Source organism: Bradyrhizobium sp., assembly GCF_016219575.1.
In the GTDB taxonomy this organism is placed as follows: Bacteria; Pseudomonadota; Alphaproteobacteria; order Rhizobiales; family Xanthobacteraceae; genus Bradyrhizobium.
In genome coordinates this window covers 1102271-1121771 of sequence record NZ_JACRMG010000009.1, presented here as the reverse complement: position 1 = coordinate 1121771, position 19501 = coordinate 1102271, and the positions used below count along the sequence as shown (strand labels likewise).

General features: G+C 64.8%; 20 protein-coding genes. 18 read left to right on the top strand and 2 right to left on the bottom strand.

What is annotated here, in order from left to right; genetic code table 11:
• Positions 1 to 12: 12 nt before the first annotated feature.
• The 7 genes from HZB49_RS10410 (at position 13) to HZB49_RS10380 (ending at position 6207) form a co-directional block, all read left to right on the top strand.
• A complete protein-coding gene (locus tag HZB49_RS10410) occupies positions 13 to 1227 on the top strand; it encodes a sialidase family protein (protein WP_291611179.1) in 1215 nt (404 codons plus the stop codon).
• Entirely contained in the window at positions 1224 to 1721 is a 498-nt protein-coding gene (locus HZB49_RS10405) for a TlpA disulfide reductase family protein (RefSeq protein WP_291610784.1), read from the top strand. Before HZB49_RS10410 ends, HZB49_RS10405 begins: the two co-directional genes overlap by 4 nt.
• Positions 1722 to 1752: 31 nt before the next feature.
• Positions 1753 to 2256 carry a copper chaperone PCu(A)C gene (locus tag HZB49_RS10400; RefSeq protein ID WP_291610782.1) on the top strand — a complete coding sequence of 168 codons (504 nt, stop codon included), beginning with the start codon at positions 1753 to 1755 and terminating at the stop codon, positions 2254 to 2256.
• A gap of 6 nt (positions 2257 to 2262) precedes the next feature.
• A complete protein-coding gene (locus HZB49_RS10395; RefSeq protein WP_291610779.1) occupies positions 2263 to 2616 on the top strand; it encodes a hypothetical protein in 354 nt (117 codons plus the stop codon).
• Between the two features lie 116 nt (positions 2617 to 2732).
• Complete coding sequence (gene proS / locus HZB49_RS10390; RefSeq protein ID WP_291610777.1) at positions 2733 to 4052, top strand: proline--tRNA ligase; 1320 nt, start codon at positions 2733 to 2735, stop codon at positions 4050 to 4052.
• 168 nt (positions 4053 to 4220) lie between these two features.
• Positions 4221 to 5501, top strand: a complete 1281-nt coding sequence (locus tag HZB49_RS10385) for a lipoprotein-releasing ABC transporter permease subunit (protein ID WP_291610774.1) — start codon at positions 4221 to 4223, stop codon at positions 5499 to 5501.
• Positions 5502 to 5508: 7 nt separating this feature from the next.
• Positions 5509 to 6207, top strand: coding sequence for an ABC transporter ATP-binding protein (locus HZB49_RS10380; protein WP_291610772.1), 699 nt, complete (start codon positions 5509 to 5511; stop codon positions 6205 to 6207).
• A gap of 3 nt (positions 6208 to 6210) precedes the next feature.
• On the opposite strand, the gene HZB49_RS10375 is transcribed toward HZB49_RS10380, so the two are convergent.
• Entirely contained in the window at positions 6211 to 6468 is a 258-nt protein-coding gene (locus HZB49_RS10375; protein ID WP_291610770.1) for a DUF3551 domain-containing protein, read from the bottom strand.
• A 115-nt stretch (positions 6469 to 6583) separates the two neighbouring features.
• Positions 6584 to 6871: a DUF3551 domain-containing protein gene (locus HZB49_RS10370; RefSeq protein ID WP_291610768.1), complete on the bottom strand. Its 288-nt coding sequence runs from the start codon at positions 6869 to 6871 to the stop codon at positions 6584 to 6586.
• 474 nt (positions 6872 to 7345) lie between these two features.
• On the opposite strand from HZB49_RS10370, the gene dnaE reads away from it, so the two are divergent.
• From dnaE to HZB49_RS10315, 11 genes are all read left to right on the top strand, one after another.
• Complete coding sequence (gene dnaE / locus HZB49_RS10365) at positions 7346 to 10852, top strand: DNA polymerase III subunit alpha (protein WP_291610766.1); 3507 nt, start codon at positions 7346 to 7348, stop codon at positions 10850 to 10852.
• A gap of 26 nt (positions 10853 to 10878) precedes the next feature.
• Complete coding sequence (locus HZB49_RS10360; protein ID WP_291610764.1) at positions 10879 to 11001, top strand: hypothetical protein; 123 nt, start codon at positions 10879 to 10881, stop codon at positions 10999 to 11001.
• 106 nt (positions 11002 to 11107) lie between these two features.
• Entirely contained in the window at positions 11108 to 11638 is a 531-nt protein-coding gene (locus tag HZB49_RS10355) for a DUF2846 domain-containing protein (protein WP_291610763.1), read from the top strand.
• A gap of 244 nt (positions 11639 to 11882) precedes the next feature.
• Positions 11883 to 12875 (top strand): 30S ribosomal protein S2, encoded by a 993-nt coding sequence (locus HZB49_RS10350; RefSeq protein WP_291610762.1) that lies wholly within the window; start codon positions 11883 to 11885, stop codon positions 12873 to 12875.
• 135 nt (positions 12876 to 13010) lie between these two features.
• Positions 13011 to 13934 (top strand): translation elongation factor Ts, encoded by a 924-nt coding sequence (gene tsf, locus HZB49_RS10345; protein WP_291610761.1) that lies wholly within the window; start codon positions 13011 to 13013, stop codon positions 13932 to 13934.
• A 76-nt stretch (positions 13935 to 14010) separates the two neighbouring features.
• Complete coding sequence (pyrH, locus tag HZB49_RS10340) at positions 14011 to 14727, top strand: UMP kinase (RefSeq protein ID WP_291610760.1); 717 nt, start codon at positions 14011 to 14013, stop codon at positions 14725 to 14727.
• 62 nt (positions 14728 to 14789) lie between these two features.
• Positions 14790 to 15353 carry a ribosome recycling factor gene (frr, locus tag HZB49_RS10335; RefSeq protein WP_291610759.1) on the top strand — a complete coding sequence of 188 codons (564 nt, stop codon included), beginning with the start codon at positions 14790 to 14792 and terminating at the stop codon, positions 15351 to 15353.
• Positions 15354 to 15363: 10 nt separating this feature from the next.
• Positions 15364 to 16122 carry an isoprenyl transferase gene (locus HZB49_RS10330; RefSeq protein ID WP_291610757.1) on the top strand — a complete coding sequence of 253 codons (759 nt, stop codon included), beginning with the start codon at positions 15364 to 15366 and terminating at the stop codon, positions 16120 to 16122.
• Complete coding sequence (locus HZB49_RS10325; protein ID WP_291610755.1) at positions 16119 to 16967, top strand: phosphatidate cytidylyltransferase; 849 nt, start codon at positions 16119 to 16121, stop codon at positions 16965 to 16967. The genes HZB49_RS10330 and HZB49_RS10325 overlap by 4 nt, the downstream gene beginning before the upstream one ends.
• A 4-nt stretch (positions 16968 to 16971) precedes the next feature.
• Complete coding sequence (gene dxr / locus HZB49_RS10320; RefSeq protein ID WP_291610753.1) at positions 16972 to 18195, top strand: 1-deoxy-D-xylulose-5-phosphate reductoisomerase; 1224 nt, start codon at positions 16972 to 16974, stop codon at positions 18193 to 18195.
• Positions 18196 to 18238: 43 nt separating this feature from the next.
• Entirely contained in the window at positions 18239 to 19405 is a 1167-nt protein-coding gene (locus tag HZB49_RS10315; protein WP_291610751.1) for an RIP metalloprotease, read from the top strand.
• Positions 19406 to 19501: the final 96 nt, after the last annotated feature.

Below are 19501 nucleotides of genomic sequence, written 5' to 3'. Positions count from 1 at the left end.
ATGCACAAGCAAATGGCCAACATCTCGAAACCGCTCGCCGCCGCAACCTTCCTCCTCTGGCAGGGTGGCGCTCTGGCGCAAATGCAACACCAGCACGGCGCGGAGGCCGCCTGCAACGAGGCTGCGCTGCGCTGTGCAACCAAGGTCACGCCCGCCTTTGCGCCCGATGGAACGTTGTGGCTCGCCTGGATGGCTGGCGGCAGGATCTCCGTGGCGAGTTCGCACGATGCCGGCAAGAGCTTTGCAGCGCCGGTTGCAGCGACGCCGGAGCCGCTCAATCTCGATTGGGGTCCGGATGCCCGCCCGAAGATCGCGATCGACCGCAAGGGCGGCATCGCGCTGACATTCTCCATCTTCAAGGACAAGGCCTTCAACGGGCAGGTGCTCACCACGCGCTCCGACGACGGCGGCAAGAGCTTTGCCGCCATGCGTCCGGTCACGGCGAGCAACGAAAGCCAGCGTTTCGAGGCGATCGGGTTCGACAAAGACGGCGAGCTGTTCGTGGCGTGGATCGACAAGCGCAATCGCGTTCCGGCGCAGCAGGCGGGCCGGAAGTACGAGGGCGCGGCGTTGTTCTTTGCTTCCTCGAAGGACGGCAGTGCGAGCTGGTCCGACGCGCGGATGGCAATCGACAACACCTGCGAATGCTGCCGCATCGGCCTCGCATTCGATCCGTCGAACCGTCCCGTCATCGTGTTCAGGAACATCTTTGAGGGCGGCGTGCGCGATCATGCCGTGATCGCTTTCTCCGGCCCCGCCGCAGCGGGCGAGCCGCGCCGGGTCAGCGTGGACGACTGGCAGATCGCGGCCTGTCCGCATCACGGGCCGAGCCTAGCGATTTCGTCCAACGGCACCTATCACGTGACCTGGTTCACCAACGGCAGGGCGCGCAAGGGGCTGTTCTATGCGCATTCGCGCGACGGCGGCAAAAGCTTCTCGGTGCCGTTGCCCCTTGGGGATGCGAAGCGCGGGCCGTCGCGCCCCTTCGTGCTCGCCGGCCCGCATGGACTGATCGTTGCGTGGAAGGAATTCGACGGCGAGAAGACCGGCGTCAACCTGATGACCTCCGCCGATGACGGGCAGAGCTGGACCAGGCCGCGGACCATCGCCGAAACCTCCGACGCGTCGGATCACCCGCTGCTGGTCACGGACGGGCGGCGAACCTATCTTTCCTGGATGACGAAAGCCGATGGCTATCGTTTCATCCCGATCGGGGACGAGTCATGAGACCGCAATTTCTGGCGATAGCCCTCCTTCTCGCGCTCCTGATGCCCGCTCCGGCGCAGGATTCGGAGACGCAGCTCAAGCCGTTCGGGCGGGGTAGCTGGCAGGAGCTGATGAAGGCGCATGCGGGACGGCCGACCATCGTGCATTTCTGGGGCGTCACCTGCGGGCCCTGCAAGGTCGAACTGCCGCTGCTCGGCGCCTTCATGAAGGATCATCCCGGCATCGACATTGTGACGATCAGCGCCGACTTCGTTCCCAACCTGCCGGCGGCGACACGCGCCATGCTGGAACGGTCCGGGCTGTCGCTGGCGGAGAACTGGATGTTCGACGGTTTCGCCGATCGCCTGAGATTCGAGATCGATCCGACCTGGCAGGGCGACATACCCCGTACGCTGCTGATCACGCGCGAAGGCAAGATGACGACGATCGAAGGTTCGGCGGAGATCGCCGATCTCAAGCAATGGTCGGCGCGACAGCTCGCCGCGCGAAATTGAAGAAGAGTCTGGGCAGAAAAGGAAGAAAATCATGAAGCGACTTAACCAAACGATTGCTCTTGCCATCGCACTTGCGGCGCTCGTGACCGCGCCGGTACACGCACAGGAAGTCAAGGCGGGCGATCTCGTCATCACCCAGCCCTGGAGCCGGGCGACGCCGAGCGGCGCGAAGGTGGCGGGCGGCTATCTCACCGTCGAGAACAAGGGCAAGTCTGTCGACCGGCTGGTCAGCGGCAGCGCCGAAATCGCCGGCCGCATCGAAATCCACGAGATGGCGATGGATGGCGGCGTCATGAAGATGCGTCCGCTCGACAAGGGGCTCGTCATCGATCCCGGCAAGACGGTGAAGCTTGCCCCCGGCGGTAATCACATCATGCTGATGGACCTGAAGAACCCGCTGAAGCAGGGCGACAAGGTGCCGGTGACGCTGCAGTTCGAGAAAGCCGGCAAGGTGAACGTGTCGTTGGACGTGCAGAGCGTCGGTGCGAAGGCGCCCGGTGGCGACGATCATTCCGGCCACATGATGAAGAAGTAGCGGCCGATGACCGGCGCCCACGACCAGCTTGGGGTGCTGGATGCCCGGCCGCAAGGTCGCGATCGGGAAGCGCAGCTTTTGTCAGGCGCCGATCCCGGGCCAGCCGATGGCATCAGCGAGTGGGCGCCATGCGGCTGGCTCGTCGAGGTCAGGCTGACCATCGACACGGGACCGGGCTTCAGATTCTTCGCAGTCGGCATAGCGCGACCGGAGCAGGCGGAGGAGGCGATCCTCCGCTATCCCGGTGTTATCCGCGACGACGTCAGGACAGCGCGACGTCAACTGTCGGCCGAAGAGATCGCACGGTTACAGTTGCGCGCTCAAGGCGTCCGGCCTTATCGCGTAAATCCGCGGCGATAGCCGGCATAATCGGCCCGTTTGCGGGCATTTCGACCGGGCCCGGCCTTGTGTTTTGCCGGGCAATCCGGTTTGACTGCCTCACGCCGTTTCCCCCCGAATCCGTCGAGCCAAAACCCATGCGATTGTCGCGGTTCTTCCTGCCCATCCTCAAAGAGAATCCGAAGGAGGCGGAGATCGTCTCGCACCGGCTGATGCTGCGGGCGGGCATGATCCGGCAGGAAGCCGCCGGCATCTATGCCTGGCTGCCGCTGGGCTTCCGGGTGCTGAAGAAGATCGAACAGATCGTGCGCGAGGAGCAGGACCGCGCCGGCGCGCTCGAGCTCTTGATGCCGACGCTGCAACTCGCCGACCTCTGGCGCGAGAGCGGCCGCTACGACGCCTACGGCCCGGAAATGCTGCGCATCGCCGACCGCCACAAGCGCGAGCTGCTTTACGGGCCGACCAACGAGGAGATGATCACCGAGATCTTCCGCGCCTTTGTGAAGTCCTACCGCAGCCTGCCGCTCAACCTCTATCACATCCAGTGGAAGTTCCGTGACGAGCAGCGCCCGCGTTTCGGCGTGATGCGCGGCCGCGAGTTCCTGATGAAGGACGCCTATTCCTTCGACATTGACGAGGCGGCGGCCCGCCGCGCCTACAACCGGATGTTCGTCGCCTACCTGCGCACCTTCGCGCGGATGGGGCTGAAGGCGATCCCGATGCGCGCCGAAACCGGGCCGATCGGCGGCGACCTCAGCCACGAGTTCATCGTGCTCGCGGAGACCGGCGAGTCCGGCGTCTATTGCGACAAGGACGTGCTCGACCTGCCGATCCCGGCCGACGACGTCGATTACGAGGGCGATCTCTCGCCGATCATCAAGCAATGGACCTCGGTCTACGCCGCAACCGAAGACGTCCATGACGCCGCGCGCTTCGAGACCGAGGTGCCGGCGGACAAGCGCCTGCATACCCGCGGCATCGAGGTCGGCCAGATCTTCTATTTCGGCACCAAATATTCCGACTCCATGAAGGCGCTGGTCGCCGGCCCCGACGGCGTCGATGTGCCGATCCATGGCGGCTCCTACGGCGTCGGCGTCTCCCGCCTGGCCGGCGCCATCATCGAGGCCTGCCATGACGATGCCGGCATCAAATGGCCGGAAGCGGTGGCTCCGTTCCGCGCCACCATCCTGAACCTGAAGCAGGGCGATGCGGCGGTCGACGGCGCCTGCGAGAAGCTCTACGCCGAACTCACCGCCAAGGGCGTCGACGTCCTCTATGACGACACCGACCAGCGCGCCGGCGCCAAATTCGCCGGCGCCGACCTGATCGGCATCCCCTGGCAGATTCTGGTCGGTCCCAAGGGCCTTGCCGAGGGGAAGGTCGAGGTAAAACGGCGCGCCGACGGCTCGCGCGAGAACATGAGCCCGGCCGACGTCGTCGCGCGCCTGAGCGGCTAGAGCGTTTTGGAGCGAAGTGGATACCGGTTCGCGTGAAGAAAACGCGTCAAATCAAGAATCCGGAGCTTCGGTTCTGATCCAGTCAGAACCGGGGCTCCGGGCGTTCATTATACACCGCGCGCGGGCCATTGCGGCCACATTTGGCCCGAATCATGGGATTATCAAGCTATGGATGAGACCATGACAGAGCCGCAACGCACCGCACCTTTTGCGCCATTCGAGTGGCTGCTGTCGGGACGCTATCTGCGGGCGCGCCGCAAGGAAGGATTCATCTCCGTCATTGCCGGCTTCTCGTTCCTCGGCATCATGCTCGGCGTTGCCACGCTGATCATCGTGATGGCCGTGATGAACGGCTTCCGCAAGGAACTCCTGGACAAGATTTTGGGCCTCAACGGCCATCTGCTGGTGCAGCCGCTGGAGTCGCCGCTGACCGACTGGAAGGACGTCGCCGACCGCGTCAGCCAGGTGCAGGGCGTCCGGCTCGCCGCGCCGGTGGTGGACGGCCAGGCGCTGGCGTCCTCGGCCTTCAACGCTTCCGGCGTGCTGGTCCGCGGCATGCGCGCGGAGGACCTGAACAACCTCACCTCCATCGCCAAGAACATCAGGCAGGGTTCGCTCGAGGGCTTTGACGAGGGGCAGGGCGTGGCGATCGGCCGGCGGCTCGCCGACCAGCTGTCGCTGCATGCCGGCGACAGCATCACGCTGGTCGCCCCGCGCGGTGCGGTAACCCCGATGGGAACCACGCCGCGCATAAAACCCTACAAGATCGCCGCCGTGTTCGAGATCGGCATGTCCGAATACGACGCCGGCTTCGTCTTCATGCCGCTGCCGGAATCGCAGGCCTATTTCAACCGCAACAACGACGTTACCGCGATCGAGGTGTTCACTTCCAATCCCGACAGAATCGACAATTTCCGCAAGCTGGTGACGGAAGCCGCCGGCCGGCCGGTATTCCTCGTCGACTGGCGCCAGCGCAATTCGACCTTCTTCAACGCCCTGCAGGTCGAGCGCAACGTGATGTTCCTGATCCTGACCATGATCGTGCTGGTGGCGGCGCTCAACATCGTCTCCGGCCTGATCATGCTGGTGAAGGACAAGGGGCAGGACATCGCCATCCTGCGCACCATGGGCGCTTCGCAGGGCTCGATCATGCGGGTGTTCCTGATCACGGGCGCCGCGATCGGGGTGGTCGGCACGCTCACGGGGTTCTTCGTCGGCCTCCTGATTTGCATGAACATCGAATCGATCCGGCGCTTCCTGTCCTGGCTGACCAATACCGAATTGTTCTCGCCGGAGCTGTATTTCCTGTCGCGGCTGCCGGCCGAGGTCGATTTCGGCGAGACCACCGCGGTGGTCGTGATGGCGCTGACGCTGTCCTTCCTCGCCACGCTCTATCCGTCCTGGCGCGCAGCGCGCCTCGATCCCGTCGACGCGCTCCGGTACGAGTGAGGGGCAGATGGAGCAGGGGGCGGACGACGTACCGGTCATTTATCTTCACGAGATCAGGCGGCAATACCGTCAGGGCGAAGCCACGCTGACCATTCTCGACGGCGCCAAGCTCGCTCTGTGGGCGGGACAGTCGGTGGCGCTGGTGGCGCCGTCGGGTTCGGGCAAGTCCACGCTGCTGCACATTGCGGGCCTCCTGGAATCGCCCGATGACGGTGAGGTCTATGTCGGGGGTACGCCAACCTCGCAGCTCTCCGACGCCGACCGCACCCAGATCCGCCGCTCCGACATCGGCTTCGTCTACCAGTCGCATCGGCTGCTGCCGGAATTCACCGCGCTTGAAAACGTCATGCTGCCGCAGATGATCCGCGGCCTGAAGCGCATCGAGACCATCAAGCGCTCGACCGAGATCCTGACCTATCTGGGGCTGGGCGACCGCGTCAATCACCGGCCGGCGGAGCTCTCGGGCGGCGAACAGCAACGGGTGGCAATCGCGCGCGCGGTGGCCAATGCGCCGCGGGCGCTGTTGGCGGACGAGCCGACCGGTAATCTCGACCCGCATACGGCCGACCACGTGTTCAACGCGCTGATGCAGCTGGTGCGGGCTACGCGCGTGGCGATGCTGATCGCAACCCACAACATGGAACTCGCCAACCGCATGGACCGGCGCGTATCGCTGGCCGAGGGTCGGGTCGTCGAACTGGACTGAACTTCAGTAAGGGCTGCGCGTCCGCCTGGAGATCGGCGGAACTGCCGCGTGCGCGAGATAGGGGTTCGGCACACACTGCGCGGCGCGTCCGGATGCCGACGCATTGCATTGCGAGATCGAGGTGTAGCCGCAATCATAATAGGTGACGGGCCCGTAGGCGTGCAGGCACACCGGATAACCCGCGCCATAGGTTTGCGCGCTCGCCGGCGCGGCTGCAGTGGCGGCACCAAGCACCAGCAGGGTTGAAATCATCGCGCGCATTGGAAGCTCCCTCGGGATTGCTGATCTATGCCCCAGTAAGGCGAGCAGACAGCCGCCCTCGGCTAACGTCAATTCACGTTCGCTGGATGAACGATGATGTGCGCGAATTGTACGGTCAGTACCGGCGATAGCCTGGCGGGGGTGGCGGCGGAGGTACAGATCGGCCATAGGCGGCGGGCGGTGGGGCGTCCCCTTCGGGAACGTAATAGGGATTGGGAATGCAGGACAGAAACCTTCCCGACGCGGTCGCCGCGCACTGTTCGTAGCTGGTGAACGTGCAATTGCTCAGGCCGGGCTGGTCCTCGCCGGTGATGCAAAACGGGTAGCGCGTTCCGACGGCCTGCGCGGGAGCGGCGGCAAAGGCGGCACAGGCGGTCGCGAACAGCAAGATGGGGAGGCGCATGGAAATCTCCGTTAAGGCAATCGCGAAACCGCACGGTGCGATTCTCCCGAACCACCAAGCCGGGCCGTCAGGTTTTCGTCAACTCACCTTCTCGAACGACCCCAGTCCTAGCGGCGCAACGGTTTGTTAACCCAGCCGATTGTGGCTCCATTTTTGGCCTTGACCGTCGGAACAAAACTAGAACAATGTTCCGCATATGTTCCAGTCATGGAGGCGGGCATGCTCAAGATTTTCGTGGAAGAAGCCGCAGCTCTGGCGTCGCTGACGCTGTTCGTCGGGATGATCGCGGTTTGGGCGCAGCTCTTTACCCAGCTCTGATGGCGTTCCCGTTGGGGAAAAGCGGGACGGGTGGCGACCCCTCGGGCTTTCGCGTGGACTCGTAATGTCCAAGCCTTCACCATCGCTTCGCGAGTCGCCGGCTGGAACCGGCTGCGCGATCGCTCCCACCGCCAGACGCGAGCCCAAGACCGTTCTATGCCCAGTGCCGGATTCGTCCATCTCCATGTCCATTCCGCCTATTCGCTGCTGAAGGGCTCGATCAAGATCGCCAAGCTCGGCGAGCTCGCCAAGGCGGATCGCCAGCCGGCGCTGGCGCTGACCGACACCGACAACATGTTCGGGGCGCTGGAATTCTCCGACAAGATGGCGGGCTATGGCATCCAGCCGATCGTCGGCCTCGAACTCGCCGTCGATTTCGGCGACCAGGATCCCAATGCGCGCAATGCGCATGCCGCCCAACCCTCGCGGATCGTGCTGCTTGCCGCGCGCGAGCGCGGCTATCGCAGCCTGATGCGGCTCAATTCCCGCGCCTTTCTCGAAACGCCGGTGCACCAGGCGCCGCACATCAAGCTGGATTGGCTCGAGGGCGAAGCCGAAGATATCATCGCGCTGACGGGCGGGCCGGACGGGCCAATTTCCACGGCGCTCAGTGCAGGGAATACGGAGCTGGCGGCGGCGCGCTGCGGGTTGCTGGCAGGCGCGTTCGGCGACCGTCTCTATGTCGAGCTGCAGCGCCATGGCATGGACAAAGAGCGCCGCATCGAAAGCGGACTGATCGATCTCGCCTATGCCAAAGGCCTGCCGCTGGTTGCGACCAACGAGCCGTATTTTGCCGGCAATGACGACTATGAAGCCCACGACGCGCTGCTCTGCATCGCCGGCGGCCGGCTGATCGCCGAGACCGACCGCGACCAGCTCACGCCCGACCACCGCTTCAAGACGCGCGCCGAAATGGCCGTGCTGTTCGCCGACATTCCCGAGGCGCTCGCCTCCACCGTCGAGATCGCCGAGCGCTGCTCGTTCCGGCCGATGACGCGCAAGCCGATCCTGCCGCGCTTCACCGTCGGCGCCGACGCCAACGCGCAGGAAGCCGAGAACCAGGAATTGCGCCGCCAGGCAGAGGAGGGCCTCGCCAACCGCCTGCGGGTGCATGGTCTGTCGCAGGGCACCACGGAGGAGGACTACCGCAAGCGGCTGGCGTTCGAGCTCGACGTCATCATGCGCATGAACTATGCGGGCTACTTCCTGATCGTGGCCGACTTCATCAAGCATGCGAAGTCGAAGGGCATTCCGGTGGGGCCGGGGCGCGGCTCCGGCGCAGGCTCGCTGGTCGCTTATGCGCTCACCATCACCGATCTCGACCCGATCCGCTTTGGTCTGCTGTTCGAGCGCTTCCTCAATCCCGAGCGCGTGTCGATGCCGGACTTCGACATCGACTTCTGCCAGGACCGTCGCGGCGAGGTCATCTCCTACGTGCAGGAGCGCTATGGCCGCGATCAGGTCGCGCAGATCATCACCTTCGGCACGCTGCAGGCGCGTGGCGTGCTGCGCGATGTCGGGCGCGTGCTGCAGATGCCCTACGGGCAGGTCGACAAGCTCACAAAACTCGTGCCGCAAAATCCGGCCGCGCCGGTGACGCTGGCGGCCGCCATTGCCGGCGAGCCGAAGCTGCAGGCGTTTCGCGACGAGGATCCGGTGGTGGCGCGCGCCTTCGACATCGCCCAGCGCCTCGAGGGGCTGACCCGGCACGCTTCGACCCACGCCGCCGGCATCGTGATCGGCGACCGGCCGCTCAGCGAGCTGGTGCCGCTCTATCGCGATCCCAAGTCCGATATGCCCGTCACCCAGTTCAACATGAAGTGGGTGGAGCCCGCAGGGCTCGTCAAGTTCGACTTCCTCGGCCTGAAGACGCTCACGGTGCTCGATGTTGCCGTGAAGCTGCTCAAGCAGCGCAACATTCACGTCGATCTCGCCACGCTGCCGCTCGACGATGCCCCGAGTTACCAGATGCTGGCGCGCGGCGACGTGGTCGGCGTGTTCCAGGTTGAAAGCCAGGGCATGCGACGCGCGCTGGTCGACATGCGGCCCGACCGTTTCGAGGACATCATCGCGCTGGTGGCGCTCTATCGTCCGGGTCCGATGGCGAACATCCCGACCTATTGCGCGCGCAAGCATGGCGACGAGGAGCCGGAATATCTGCATCCGATGCTGGAGCCGATCCTGAAGGAGACCTTCGGCGTCATCATCTACCAGGAACAGGTGATGCAGATCGCGCAGGTGATGGCCGGCTATTCGCTCGGCGACGCCGACCTCTTGCGCCGCGCCATGGGCAAGAAGATCCGCGCCGAGATGGAGAAGCAGCGTGCGGTCTTTGTCGCCGGTGCGGTCAAGAACAACGTGCCTAAAGGGCAGGCGGAGACGATCTTCGAGCTGCTGGCAAAATTCGCCGACTACGGCTTTAACAAGAGCCATGCCGCGGCCTATGCGCTGGTGTCCTACCACACCGCCTATATGAAGGCGCATTATCCGGTCGAGTTCATCGCGGCCTCGATGACGCTCGATCTCAACAACACCGACAAGCTCAGCGAATTTCGTTCCGAGGCGCAGCGGCTCGGCATCAAGGTCGAAGCGCCCAACATCAACCGCTCCGGCGCCACTTTCGAGGTCGGTGACGGCACGATCTACTACGCGCTCGCCGCGCTGAAGGGCGTCGGCCCGCACGCCGTCGAGCTGATCGTCGAGGAACGGAAGAAGGGCGCGTTCACCTCGCTTGCCGATTTTGCCGCGCGCGTCAGCCCGCGTGCCATCAACAAGCGCATTCTCGAAAGTCTCGCCGCCGCCGGTGCATTCGATACGATCGAGCCGAACCGGGCGCGCGTCTTTGCCGGCGCCGACGCCATGCTGGCGGCCTGCCAGCGCAGCCATGAGGCGGCCAGTTCAGGCCAGAACGACATGTTCGGCAGCGCGGCCGATGCGCCGTCCATCGTGCTGCCGCAGATCGAGCCGTGGCTGCCGGCGGAGCGGCTGCGGCGCGAGTATGATGCGATCGGCTTCTTTCTCTCCGGCCATCCGCTCGACGATTACGCGACCGTGCTGAAGCGGCTGCGGGTGCAGAGCTGGGCCGAATTCTCCCGCGCGGTGAAGACCGGCGCGACGGCGGGGAAGGTCGCGGCCACCGTGGTCTCGCGCATGGAGCGGCGCACCAAGACCGGCAACAAGATGGGCATCATGGGCCTGTCGGACCCGACCGGCCATTTCGAGGCCGTGCTGTTCTCCGAGGGCCTGGCGCAATATCGCGAGGTGCTGGAGCCGGGCGCTGCCGTGCTGCTGCAACTCGGCGCCGAATTGCAGGGTGAGGACGTCCGCGCCCGCGTGCTGCACGCCGAACCGCTCGATGACGCCGCTGCCAAGACGCAAAAGGGCCTGCGCATCTTCCTGCGCGACACCAGGCCGCTGGATTCCATCGCGCGCCGCCTCAACATGCCGGAAGCCGCTGCGACCAACGGCGGACCCGCGCGCACCCCGCAATCGAAACCCACGCCGGCGCCGGCCGGCGGTTCCGATGGCGACGTCTCGCTGGTGCTGATGCTGGACCTCGAGACCGAGATCGAGATGAAGCTGCCCGGCCGCTACAAGGTCTCGCCGCAGATCGCCGGCGCGTTGAAGGCGGTGGCGGGGGTGGTGGACGTGCAGACGCTGTAGCGTCCTTCAGATCTGCGAGTACGGTAGTGCACCGGCTCGGCATCACCGTCCGCAAGACCATCGATCTCCTGAACGGCACTTGGTGCATCGAGAACCGCCAGCCGTTGCTTCACAACGACAGCGTTTTCAAGCCGAAGGCGCGCCAATAGAGCCTGGTCGAGGTGCTCGCGAAGCCTGAGGTAGGTTGAACTCGGGGTTGCAACCTCGCGGCGATTTTGCTTATTGTCGCGCGGGGACGAGAGTTCGGGGAGCGTGATGTTTCGGCGTGGTGGGGTGTTGTTGCTGGCAGCCGCGATTCTATTGTCCGGTTGCATGACTGGCGGGCCTGGTACTGAATACGCAGCCGTCGCCCAGAAAATTGGTCCGCCAGGGGCAGGACATTCGCGCATCGTAGTGTTTCAGGAAAAGAGCAAGAACCTGGGGCTGAACGCTTGCGCCTGCGAGATGAAGCTCGACGGAGAGCCGATCGGCAAGGTGATCGTAGGCACCTACGCTTATGCGGATCGGCCGGCGGGCCCGCATCAACTCGTCGCCAGCGAAGCCCTGTTTCCAGGCGAAACCAGGCGTGACTTCACCACGCAATCCGGCCGCATCTATTGTTTCGTTGCCCGATCCAGCGAGCGGCACGATGCGGTTGCGGGAGGCGCCATCCTTGGCGGAATTGCCGGTGTGGTAGCAGCTTCCGTTGTGACCTCGGGGAATCAAAATCCGGGGCCGGTCGACTTTTTCCCGCTGGATGAGGCGACCGCGAAGATTGCGCTTGCCGAGCTCCGGCTGGCGCAATAGCGGAACGGGGCTTGGGAAGGCCGGTAGGGGCCCCTCCAGGGATCAAAAAAGCCGTTTTGGCTGCCGCAGAGGCCGGATCGGCTCCCAAATCCGGCCCATTTTCCTTGCTTCTGGCCGAAATCGCGCTATATAGCGCGCCATCTCACACGGAAACATGGCTCATCAAGGCCGTCCGGTGGCAGCCGGGCCGACAAGGCTCGTTTGCTCACACGTTTCCGGAGGAACCAACCGGAGAACTATCACTATGGCGCTACCTGAATTCACCATGCGTCAGCTGCTCGAAGCTGGCGTGCATTTCGGCCACCAATCCCACCGCTGGAATCCGAAAATGTCCGAGTACATTTTCGGCGCCCGCAACAACATCCACATCATCGACCTCGCGCAGACCGTGCCGATGCTGCACCGTGCGCTGCAGGCCGTCAGCGACACCGTGGCCAAGGGCGGCCGCGTGCTGTTCGTCGGCACCAAGCGGCAGGCGCAGGACGGCGTGGCCGAAGCGGCGAAGCGCTCGGCGCAGTATTTCGTCAATTCGCGCTGGCTCGGCGGCACGCTGACCAACTGGCGCACCATCTCGGGCTCTATCAAGCGCCTGCGTCACCTCGATGAAGTGCTCGCTTCGGGCGAAGCCAGCTCCTACACCAAAAAGGAGCGGCTGACCCTGCAGCGCGAGCGCGACAAGCTCGACCGTTCGCTCGGCGGCATCAAGGACATGGGCGGCCTGCCCGACATGATCTTCGTGATCGATACCAACAAGGAAGACATCGCGATCCAGGAAGCGCAGCGGCTCAATATCCCCGTTGCCGCCATCGTCGACACCAATTCCGATCCCAAGGGCATCACCTATGTGGTGCCGGGCAATGACGACGCCGGCCGCGCCATCTCGCTGTATTGCGATCTGGTGGCCCGCGCGGTCATCGACGGCATTTCGCGTGCGCAAGGCGATGCCGGCATCGACGTCGGTGCCGCAGCCAAGCCCGTGCAGGAGGAAATCCCGGCGGCCGCTTCCGGCTTCCAGGGCCTGGCCGGTCCGCGCGGACCTGCCGACGATCTCAAGAAGCTGCCCGGCGTGTCCGGCGCGATCGAGAAGAAGTTCAACGACCTCGGCATCTTCCACTACTGGCAGCTCGCCGAGCTCGATCACGACACCGCGCACAAGATCGGCGAAGAAGTCGGGCTTTCCAGCCGCGCCGATGCCTGGGTCGCCAAGGCCAAGGCGCTCACCGCGGAAGCGGAATAATTCGACGGTCTCAACGTGTGGCCGGGCCTCCCGGCCGCCGCTTCGTTTCTCAACTGACGCATTCCCTGCGGCGCATGCTGGCGAGGTCTTGGGCCGCGCGGCAACCGCCCTGACAGGCAAGAAGGACGTTTAGCAATGACTACGATCACTGCTGCGATGGTCAAGGATCTCCGCGAGTCCACCGGCGCGGGCATGATGGACTGCAAGGCGGCGCTCACCGAGACCGCCGGCGACATGACGGCGGCCCAGGACTGGCTGCGCAAGAAGGGTCTTTCCAAGGCCGCCAAGAAGGCCGGCCGCGTCGCGGCCGAAGGCCTGATCGGTGCGCTGACCAAGGGCAACAAGGGCGTGGTTGTCGAGGTCAATTCGGAGACCGATTTCGTCGCCCGCAACGGCCAGTTCCAGGGTCTCGTCAAGATGATCGCCCAGGTCGCGCTCGACGCCGGCACCGATGTCGAGAAGATCAAGGCCGCCAAGGTCGGCAGCGTCACCGTGGAGACCGCGATTTCCGACGCCATCGCCACCATCGGGGAGAACATGTCGCTGCGCCGCGCCGCTTCGCTCGAAGTCGGCCAGGGCGTGGTGTCGAGCTACGTCCACGGTGCGGTGATCGAGGGCGCCGGCAAGATGGGCGTGCTCGTCGCGCTGGAATCCGCCGGCAAGGCCGACGAGCTTGCGGCGCTCGGCCGTCAGCTCGCGATGCATGTCGCGGCTGCCAATCCGCAGGCGCTGGATCCGGCCGGGCTCGATCCTGAGCTGGTCAAGCGCGAAAAGGACGTGCTGGCCGACAAGTACCGCCAGCAGGGCAAGCCCGAGAACGTGATCGAGAAGATCGTCGAGTCCGGCCTCAAGACTTACTACAAGGAAGTCTGCCTGCTCGAGCAGGCCTTCATCCACGACACCGGCAAATCGGTGGCGCAGGCGGTGAAGGAAGCTGAGGGCAAGGTCGGCGGACCCGTGAAGATTGCCGGCTTTGTGCGCTATGCTCTCGGCGAGGGAATCGAGAAGCAGGAATCCGATTTCGCGGCCGAAGTCGCGGCAGCCAGCGGCAAGAAGTAACCGCCGGCCGGCGCCTTTTCCCGGCGCAGCCGCGCCGGGAGGGCGGACCTGCGCGGGAGAAGAAAGCGATACGCTAATGGCTGAGCCGGTCTATCGTCGCGTCGTGGTCAAGCTTTCGGGCGAGTATCTCGCAGGCTCGAACTCCTTTGGCATCGACCAGCCGACCGTCGACCGGATCGCCGGCGAGGTGATCGCGGCCCAGAAGCTCGGCACGGAAGTTGCGGTCGTGGTCGGCGGCGGCAATATCGTCCGCGGCGTGGAAGTCTCCTCCCGCGGCGTGTCGCGCCCGACCGGCGACACCATGGGCATGCTGGCCACCATGATGAATTGCCTCGCGCTCGAGGCCGCTATCGAGCGCAAGGGTACGCCGGCGCGGACGCTGTCGGCCTTCGTGATGCCCGAGATTTCCGAGCTGTTCACCCGCAGTGCGGCGCACAAATACCTGGCGGAAGGCCGCATCGTGCTGCTCGGCGGCGGCACCGGCAATCCCTTCTTCACGACCGACACCACCGCCGTGCTCCGGGCGGCCGAAATCGGCGCCCATGCGGTGCTCAAGGCCACCAATGTCGACGGCGTCTACAGCGCCGATCCCAAGAAAGACCCGGCGGCCAGGCGTTTCGACCGCCTGACCCATTCACAGGCGATCGAGGGTGGCTACAAGGTGATGGATGCAACCGCATTCGCGCTTGCCCGGGAGACGTCGCTGCCTATCATCGTGTTCTCGATCGCCGAACCGGGTTCGATCGGCGCAATTCTGCGTGGCGCCGGCCACGGCACGATTGTCGCTGGCTAACGGCGGCTGCCGTCGACCCCCGCAACCGGGCGACGGCAAATTCTGTGAAGAGGGAGAGGCTTATGCCCACACCTGGTTTCGACATCAACGAATTGAAGCGCCGCATGCAAGGCGCCACCCAGGCGCTCAAGCATGAACTGGGCGGCTTGCGCACGGGACGCGCGGCTGCGTCCATGCTGGAGCCGGTCCAGGTCGACGCCTATGGCAGTCACATGCCGCTCAACCAGGTCGCGACCATCAGCGTGCCCGAGCCGCGCCTGCTTTCTGTGCAGGTCTGGGACAAATCCCTGGTCAAGGCGGTTGAAAAAGCGATCGTGGATTCAAACCTTGGCCTGTCTCCCGCAACCGAAGGCCAGGTGCTGCGGCTGCGCGTCCCCGAACTCAACGCCGATCGCCGCAAGGAGCTGGTGAAGGTCGCGCACAAATATGCCGAGGCGGCACGCGTGGCGGTTCGCCACGTTCGCCGGGACGGACTCGATATCGTCAAGAAGCTCGAAAAGAATCACGAAATCTCCGAGGACGACCAGGAACGTCTCTCCCACGACGTGCAGAAAGCGACCGACGGCACGATTTCCGAGATCGACGCGTTGCTGGCGGCTAAGGAAAAGGAAATCCTCACGGTTTAGGTATGGAGCGATGACGAACGCCGCCGCCCCCGCAACCGATGGACCGGATCGCTCCGGCTATCCCCTCCATGTCGCGATCATCATGGACGGGAACGGGCGCTGGGCGGCCGCGCGCGGCCTGCCGCGGGCGGAAGGCCATCGCCGCGGCGTCGAGGCGCTGCGCCGCGTGGTGCGCGCCGCGCACGAACTCGGCATCGTCTATCTCACGATCTTCTCCTTCTCTTCCGAGAACTGGTCGCGTCCGGCCACCGAGATCGGCGATCTCTTCGGCCTGCTTCGCCGTTTCATCCGCAATGACCTGGCGACGCTGCATCGCGACGGCGTGCGGGTACGCGTGATCGGTGAGCGCGAAGGGCTCGAGCCCGACATTTGCGCGCTGCTCAACGAGGCCGAGGAACTGACGCGCGACAACACGCGCCTCAATCTCGTCGTCGCCTTCAACTACGGTTCGCGCCAGGAAATCGCCAAGGCCGCGCAGCGGCTGGCCCGCGAGGCCGCGGAGGGCAAGCGCGATCCCGCATCGATCGACGCCGATACGCTCGGCCAGTATCTCGATGCGCCCGATATTCCGGATCCCGATCTGATCATCCGCACCAGCGGCGAGCAGCGGCTGTCGAACTTCCTGATGTGGCAGGCTGCCTATAGCGAGCTGGTGTTCGTGCCGATCCACTGGCCTGATTTCGACAAGGCCGCGCTGGAAAGCGCCATCGCCGAATACGCGCGCCGCGAGCGCCGTTTCGGCGGCCTCGTTGCGAAAACTGGCTCGTGACCGAGGGCGATGCCGCGCCTGCGGCACCAGCCGAGCAGGGGTCGCGCAATCTTCTGATGCGGGTGCTCGCAGCCGTGGTGCTGGCGCCGGCGGCGATTGCCATCGCCTGGGCCGGCGGATGGCTGTGGGCGCTGCTGGTCACGCTCGCCGCGATCGGGCTCTATGTGGAATGGCTTGCGATCGTCGGCCTTGCGCGCCAGATGCGCGCGACGGTGCCCGGCGTCGCCGCTTTGGCCATTGCTGGTATCTGCTTGGTCGCCGGACGGCTCGATGCCGCGCTGATCGTGCTCGCTGTCGGCCTCGTTGCCGTCGCGTTGCTGTCGCCGGAGCGTCGCAACTGGTCGGCGACCGGATTTCTCTATGCCGCCGCCGCGGAGACTGGCTCGGTGCTGGTGCGCCAGGATACGGCGAGCGGCTTCGCCGCGTTGTTCTTCGTCCTCTTGGTGGTCTGGGCGGCCGATATCGGCGGCTATTTTGCCGGCCGCGGCATTGGCGGCCCAAAGCTGTGGCCCAAGGTCAGCCCGAAAAAGACCTGGGCGGGCGCCATCGGCGGCTTCTTCGGCAGCCTCGCCGTGGGCGGGGCATTTGCCGCCGCCGGCGCCGGAAAAGCCGCGCCCCTGTTGGCTTTAGGGGCGTTTCTGTCTGTGATTTCCCAACTTGGCGACCTCTTCGAATCCGCGGTAAAGCGGCGTTTCGGCGTCAAGGATTCGAGCCACATCATTCCCGGCCATGGCGGGCTGCTGGATCGCCTGGACGGGTTTGTCGCAGCCGTCGTGGCGGCGGCGATTTTGGGTTTCCTGCGGGGCGGTGCCGATGGCGTCGGCCGCGGTCTTATGGTTTGGTGAGGCTATGAGCGCTGTACCCCTGCGTAACAACAAGGCCGCTGCCAGCGCCGCGCGCAGCGTGACGGTGCTCGGCGCCACCGGTTCCATCGGCGACAGCACGATGGACCTCCTGCGCGGCGCCCGTGATCGCTATCGCGTCGAGGCGCTGACCGCCAACAGCAATGTCGAGGCGCTTGCAAAACTTGCGAGGGAGTTCGGCGCGCGCTTTGCCGCGATTGCCGATCCCGCGCGTCTCGGCGAATTGAAGGATGCGCTGGCCGGCACCCGCACCGAATGCGGGGCAGGCGAGAGCGCCATCATCGAGGCCGCCGCACGGCCGGCGGATTGGGTGATGGCGGCGGTGAGCGGCGCGGCCGGACTGAAGCCCGCGCTTGCCGCCGTCGATCGCGGCGCAGCCGTTGCGCTCGCCAACAAGGAATGCTTGGTTTGCGCCGGCGATTTTTTCATGCAGCGCGCCGCGAAAGCCGGCGCCTGCATCCTGCCTGCGGATTCCGAGCACAACGCGCTGTTCCAGGCGCTCTCTTCCGGCAACCGCGAAGAACTGATGCGGGTCATCATCACCGCATCCGGCGGTCCGTTCCGCACCTGGGCGCCCGCCGACATCGAGCAGGCGACGCTCGAGCAGGCGCTGAAGCATCCGAACTGGAGCATGGGCAGGAAGATCACCATCGATTCCGCATCGATGATGAACAAGGGGCTCGAAGTGATCGAGGCTTCCTATCTGTTCGCGTTGACGCCGGACGAGATCGACGTGCTGGTGCATCCGCAGTCGATCATCCACGGCATGGTCGAATTCTCCGACCGCTCCGTGGTCGCGCAGCTCGGCACGCCGGACATGCGCATTCCCATTGCGCATTGCCTCGGCTGGCCCGACCGCATCGTCGGACCTTCGGCAAAACTCGATCTTGCGAAGATCGGCCAGCTCACCTTCGAGGCGCCCGATTTCGAGCGCTTCCCGGCGTTGCGCCTTGCCTATGAAGCGCTGCGAACCGGGCGCGGTGCGACTACCGTCTACAACGCGGCCAACGAGATTGCGGTCTCCGCTTTCGTCGCTGGCCAAATCAGGTTCGGCGGCATCGCGCGCCTCGTCGAGGCGACGCTGAACGACTGGATTCGCGGCGGGAACCGGTCACCGCTGACGTCGGCGGATGATGCGATTTCCGTTGACCATGTTGCGAGAAATAAGGCCGCCTCCCTATTGCCTCAAATTGCCTTAAAGGCATCCTAGAGGGTTGGGGACGGGGCCTTTGGCCCTCGTCGAGGGGAACTTGATGTTTGATCTTTTTCTGAACAGTTTCAATATGTTGAGCCATGGGCTCATCGGCTACATCGTCCCCTTCCTGTTCGTGCTCACGATCGTCGTGTTCTTCCATGAGCTCGGCCATTTCCTGGTCGCGCGCTGGGCCGGCGTGAAAGTGTTAACGTTCTCGCTCGGCTTCGGGCCGGAACTGTTCGGTTTCAATGACCGCCACGGTACGCGCTGGAAGGTCTCCGCCATCCCGCTCGGCGGCTATGTCAAATTCTTCGGCGACGACTCCGAGGCTTCGACGCCATCGACCGAAACGCTTGCCGGCATGACGGCGGAAGAGCGCGAGGGGAGCTTCCATCACAAGAAAGTCGGACCGCGCGCGGCGATCGTCGCGGCCGGTCCGTTTGCGAACTTCCTGCTCGCGATCGTGATCTTCACCTGCCTGTTCACCTTCTTCGGCAAGCCGAGCACGAGTGCGCGCGTCGACAAGGTCGAGGTCGGCAGCGCCGCGGCGGCGGCCGGCTTCCAACCCGGCGACGTCGTGACAGCGATCGATGCCAAGCCGATCGCAAGCTTCGTCGAGATGCAGCGTTATGTCAGCATGCGCGCCGGCGAAAAGCTGACCTTCACCGTCAAGCGCGGCACTGGCAGCGTCCAGCTCACGGGAACGCCGCAGCTGCGCGAAACCAAGGATCCGTTCGGCAACGTCCACAAGACCGGCGTGCTGGGCCTGACCCGGGAGACCACGGCGGGCGAGGCCACGACCGAGCGGGTGGATCCGGCAACCGCGCTCTGGCTCGGCGTCAAGGAAACCTGGTTCGTCATCGACCAGACCTTGTCCTACGTCACCAACATCTTCCGCGGCCGCGCCAGCGCCGACCAGATCGGCGGTCCGATTCGGATCGCCCAGATTTCCGGGCAGGTCGCAACGCTCGGGATCATCCCGCTGCTGCATCTGGCCGCCGTGCTGTCGATCTCGATCGGGCTCCTGAACCTGTTTCCCGTCCCCTTGCTGGATGGCGGGCACCTTTTGTTCTATGCCGCCGAGGTGGTGCGGGGCCGCCCGCTATCGGACCGGGCGCAGGAATACGGCTTCCGCGTCGGCCTGGTATTGGTGCTGATGCTGATGGTTTTCGCGTTTTACAACGATTTCCATCAGGTTCCCTTCCTCCGGAATCTATTCGGATGAGGGGGCGCGCGCGGCGGGCACCCAGAAAAGGCTTTTTTGTGACGTTGCCAATGGGCAACGTGTTGGAATGAAAATGGAATTGCGCTGCGTCAGAGC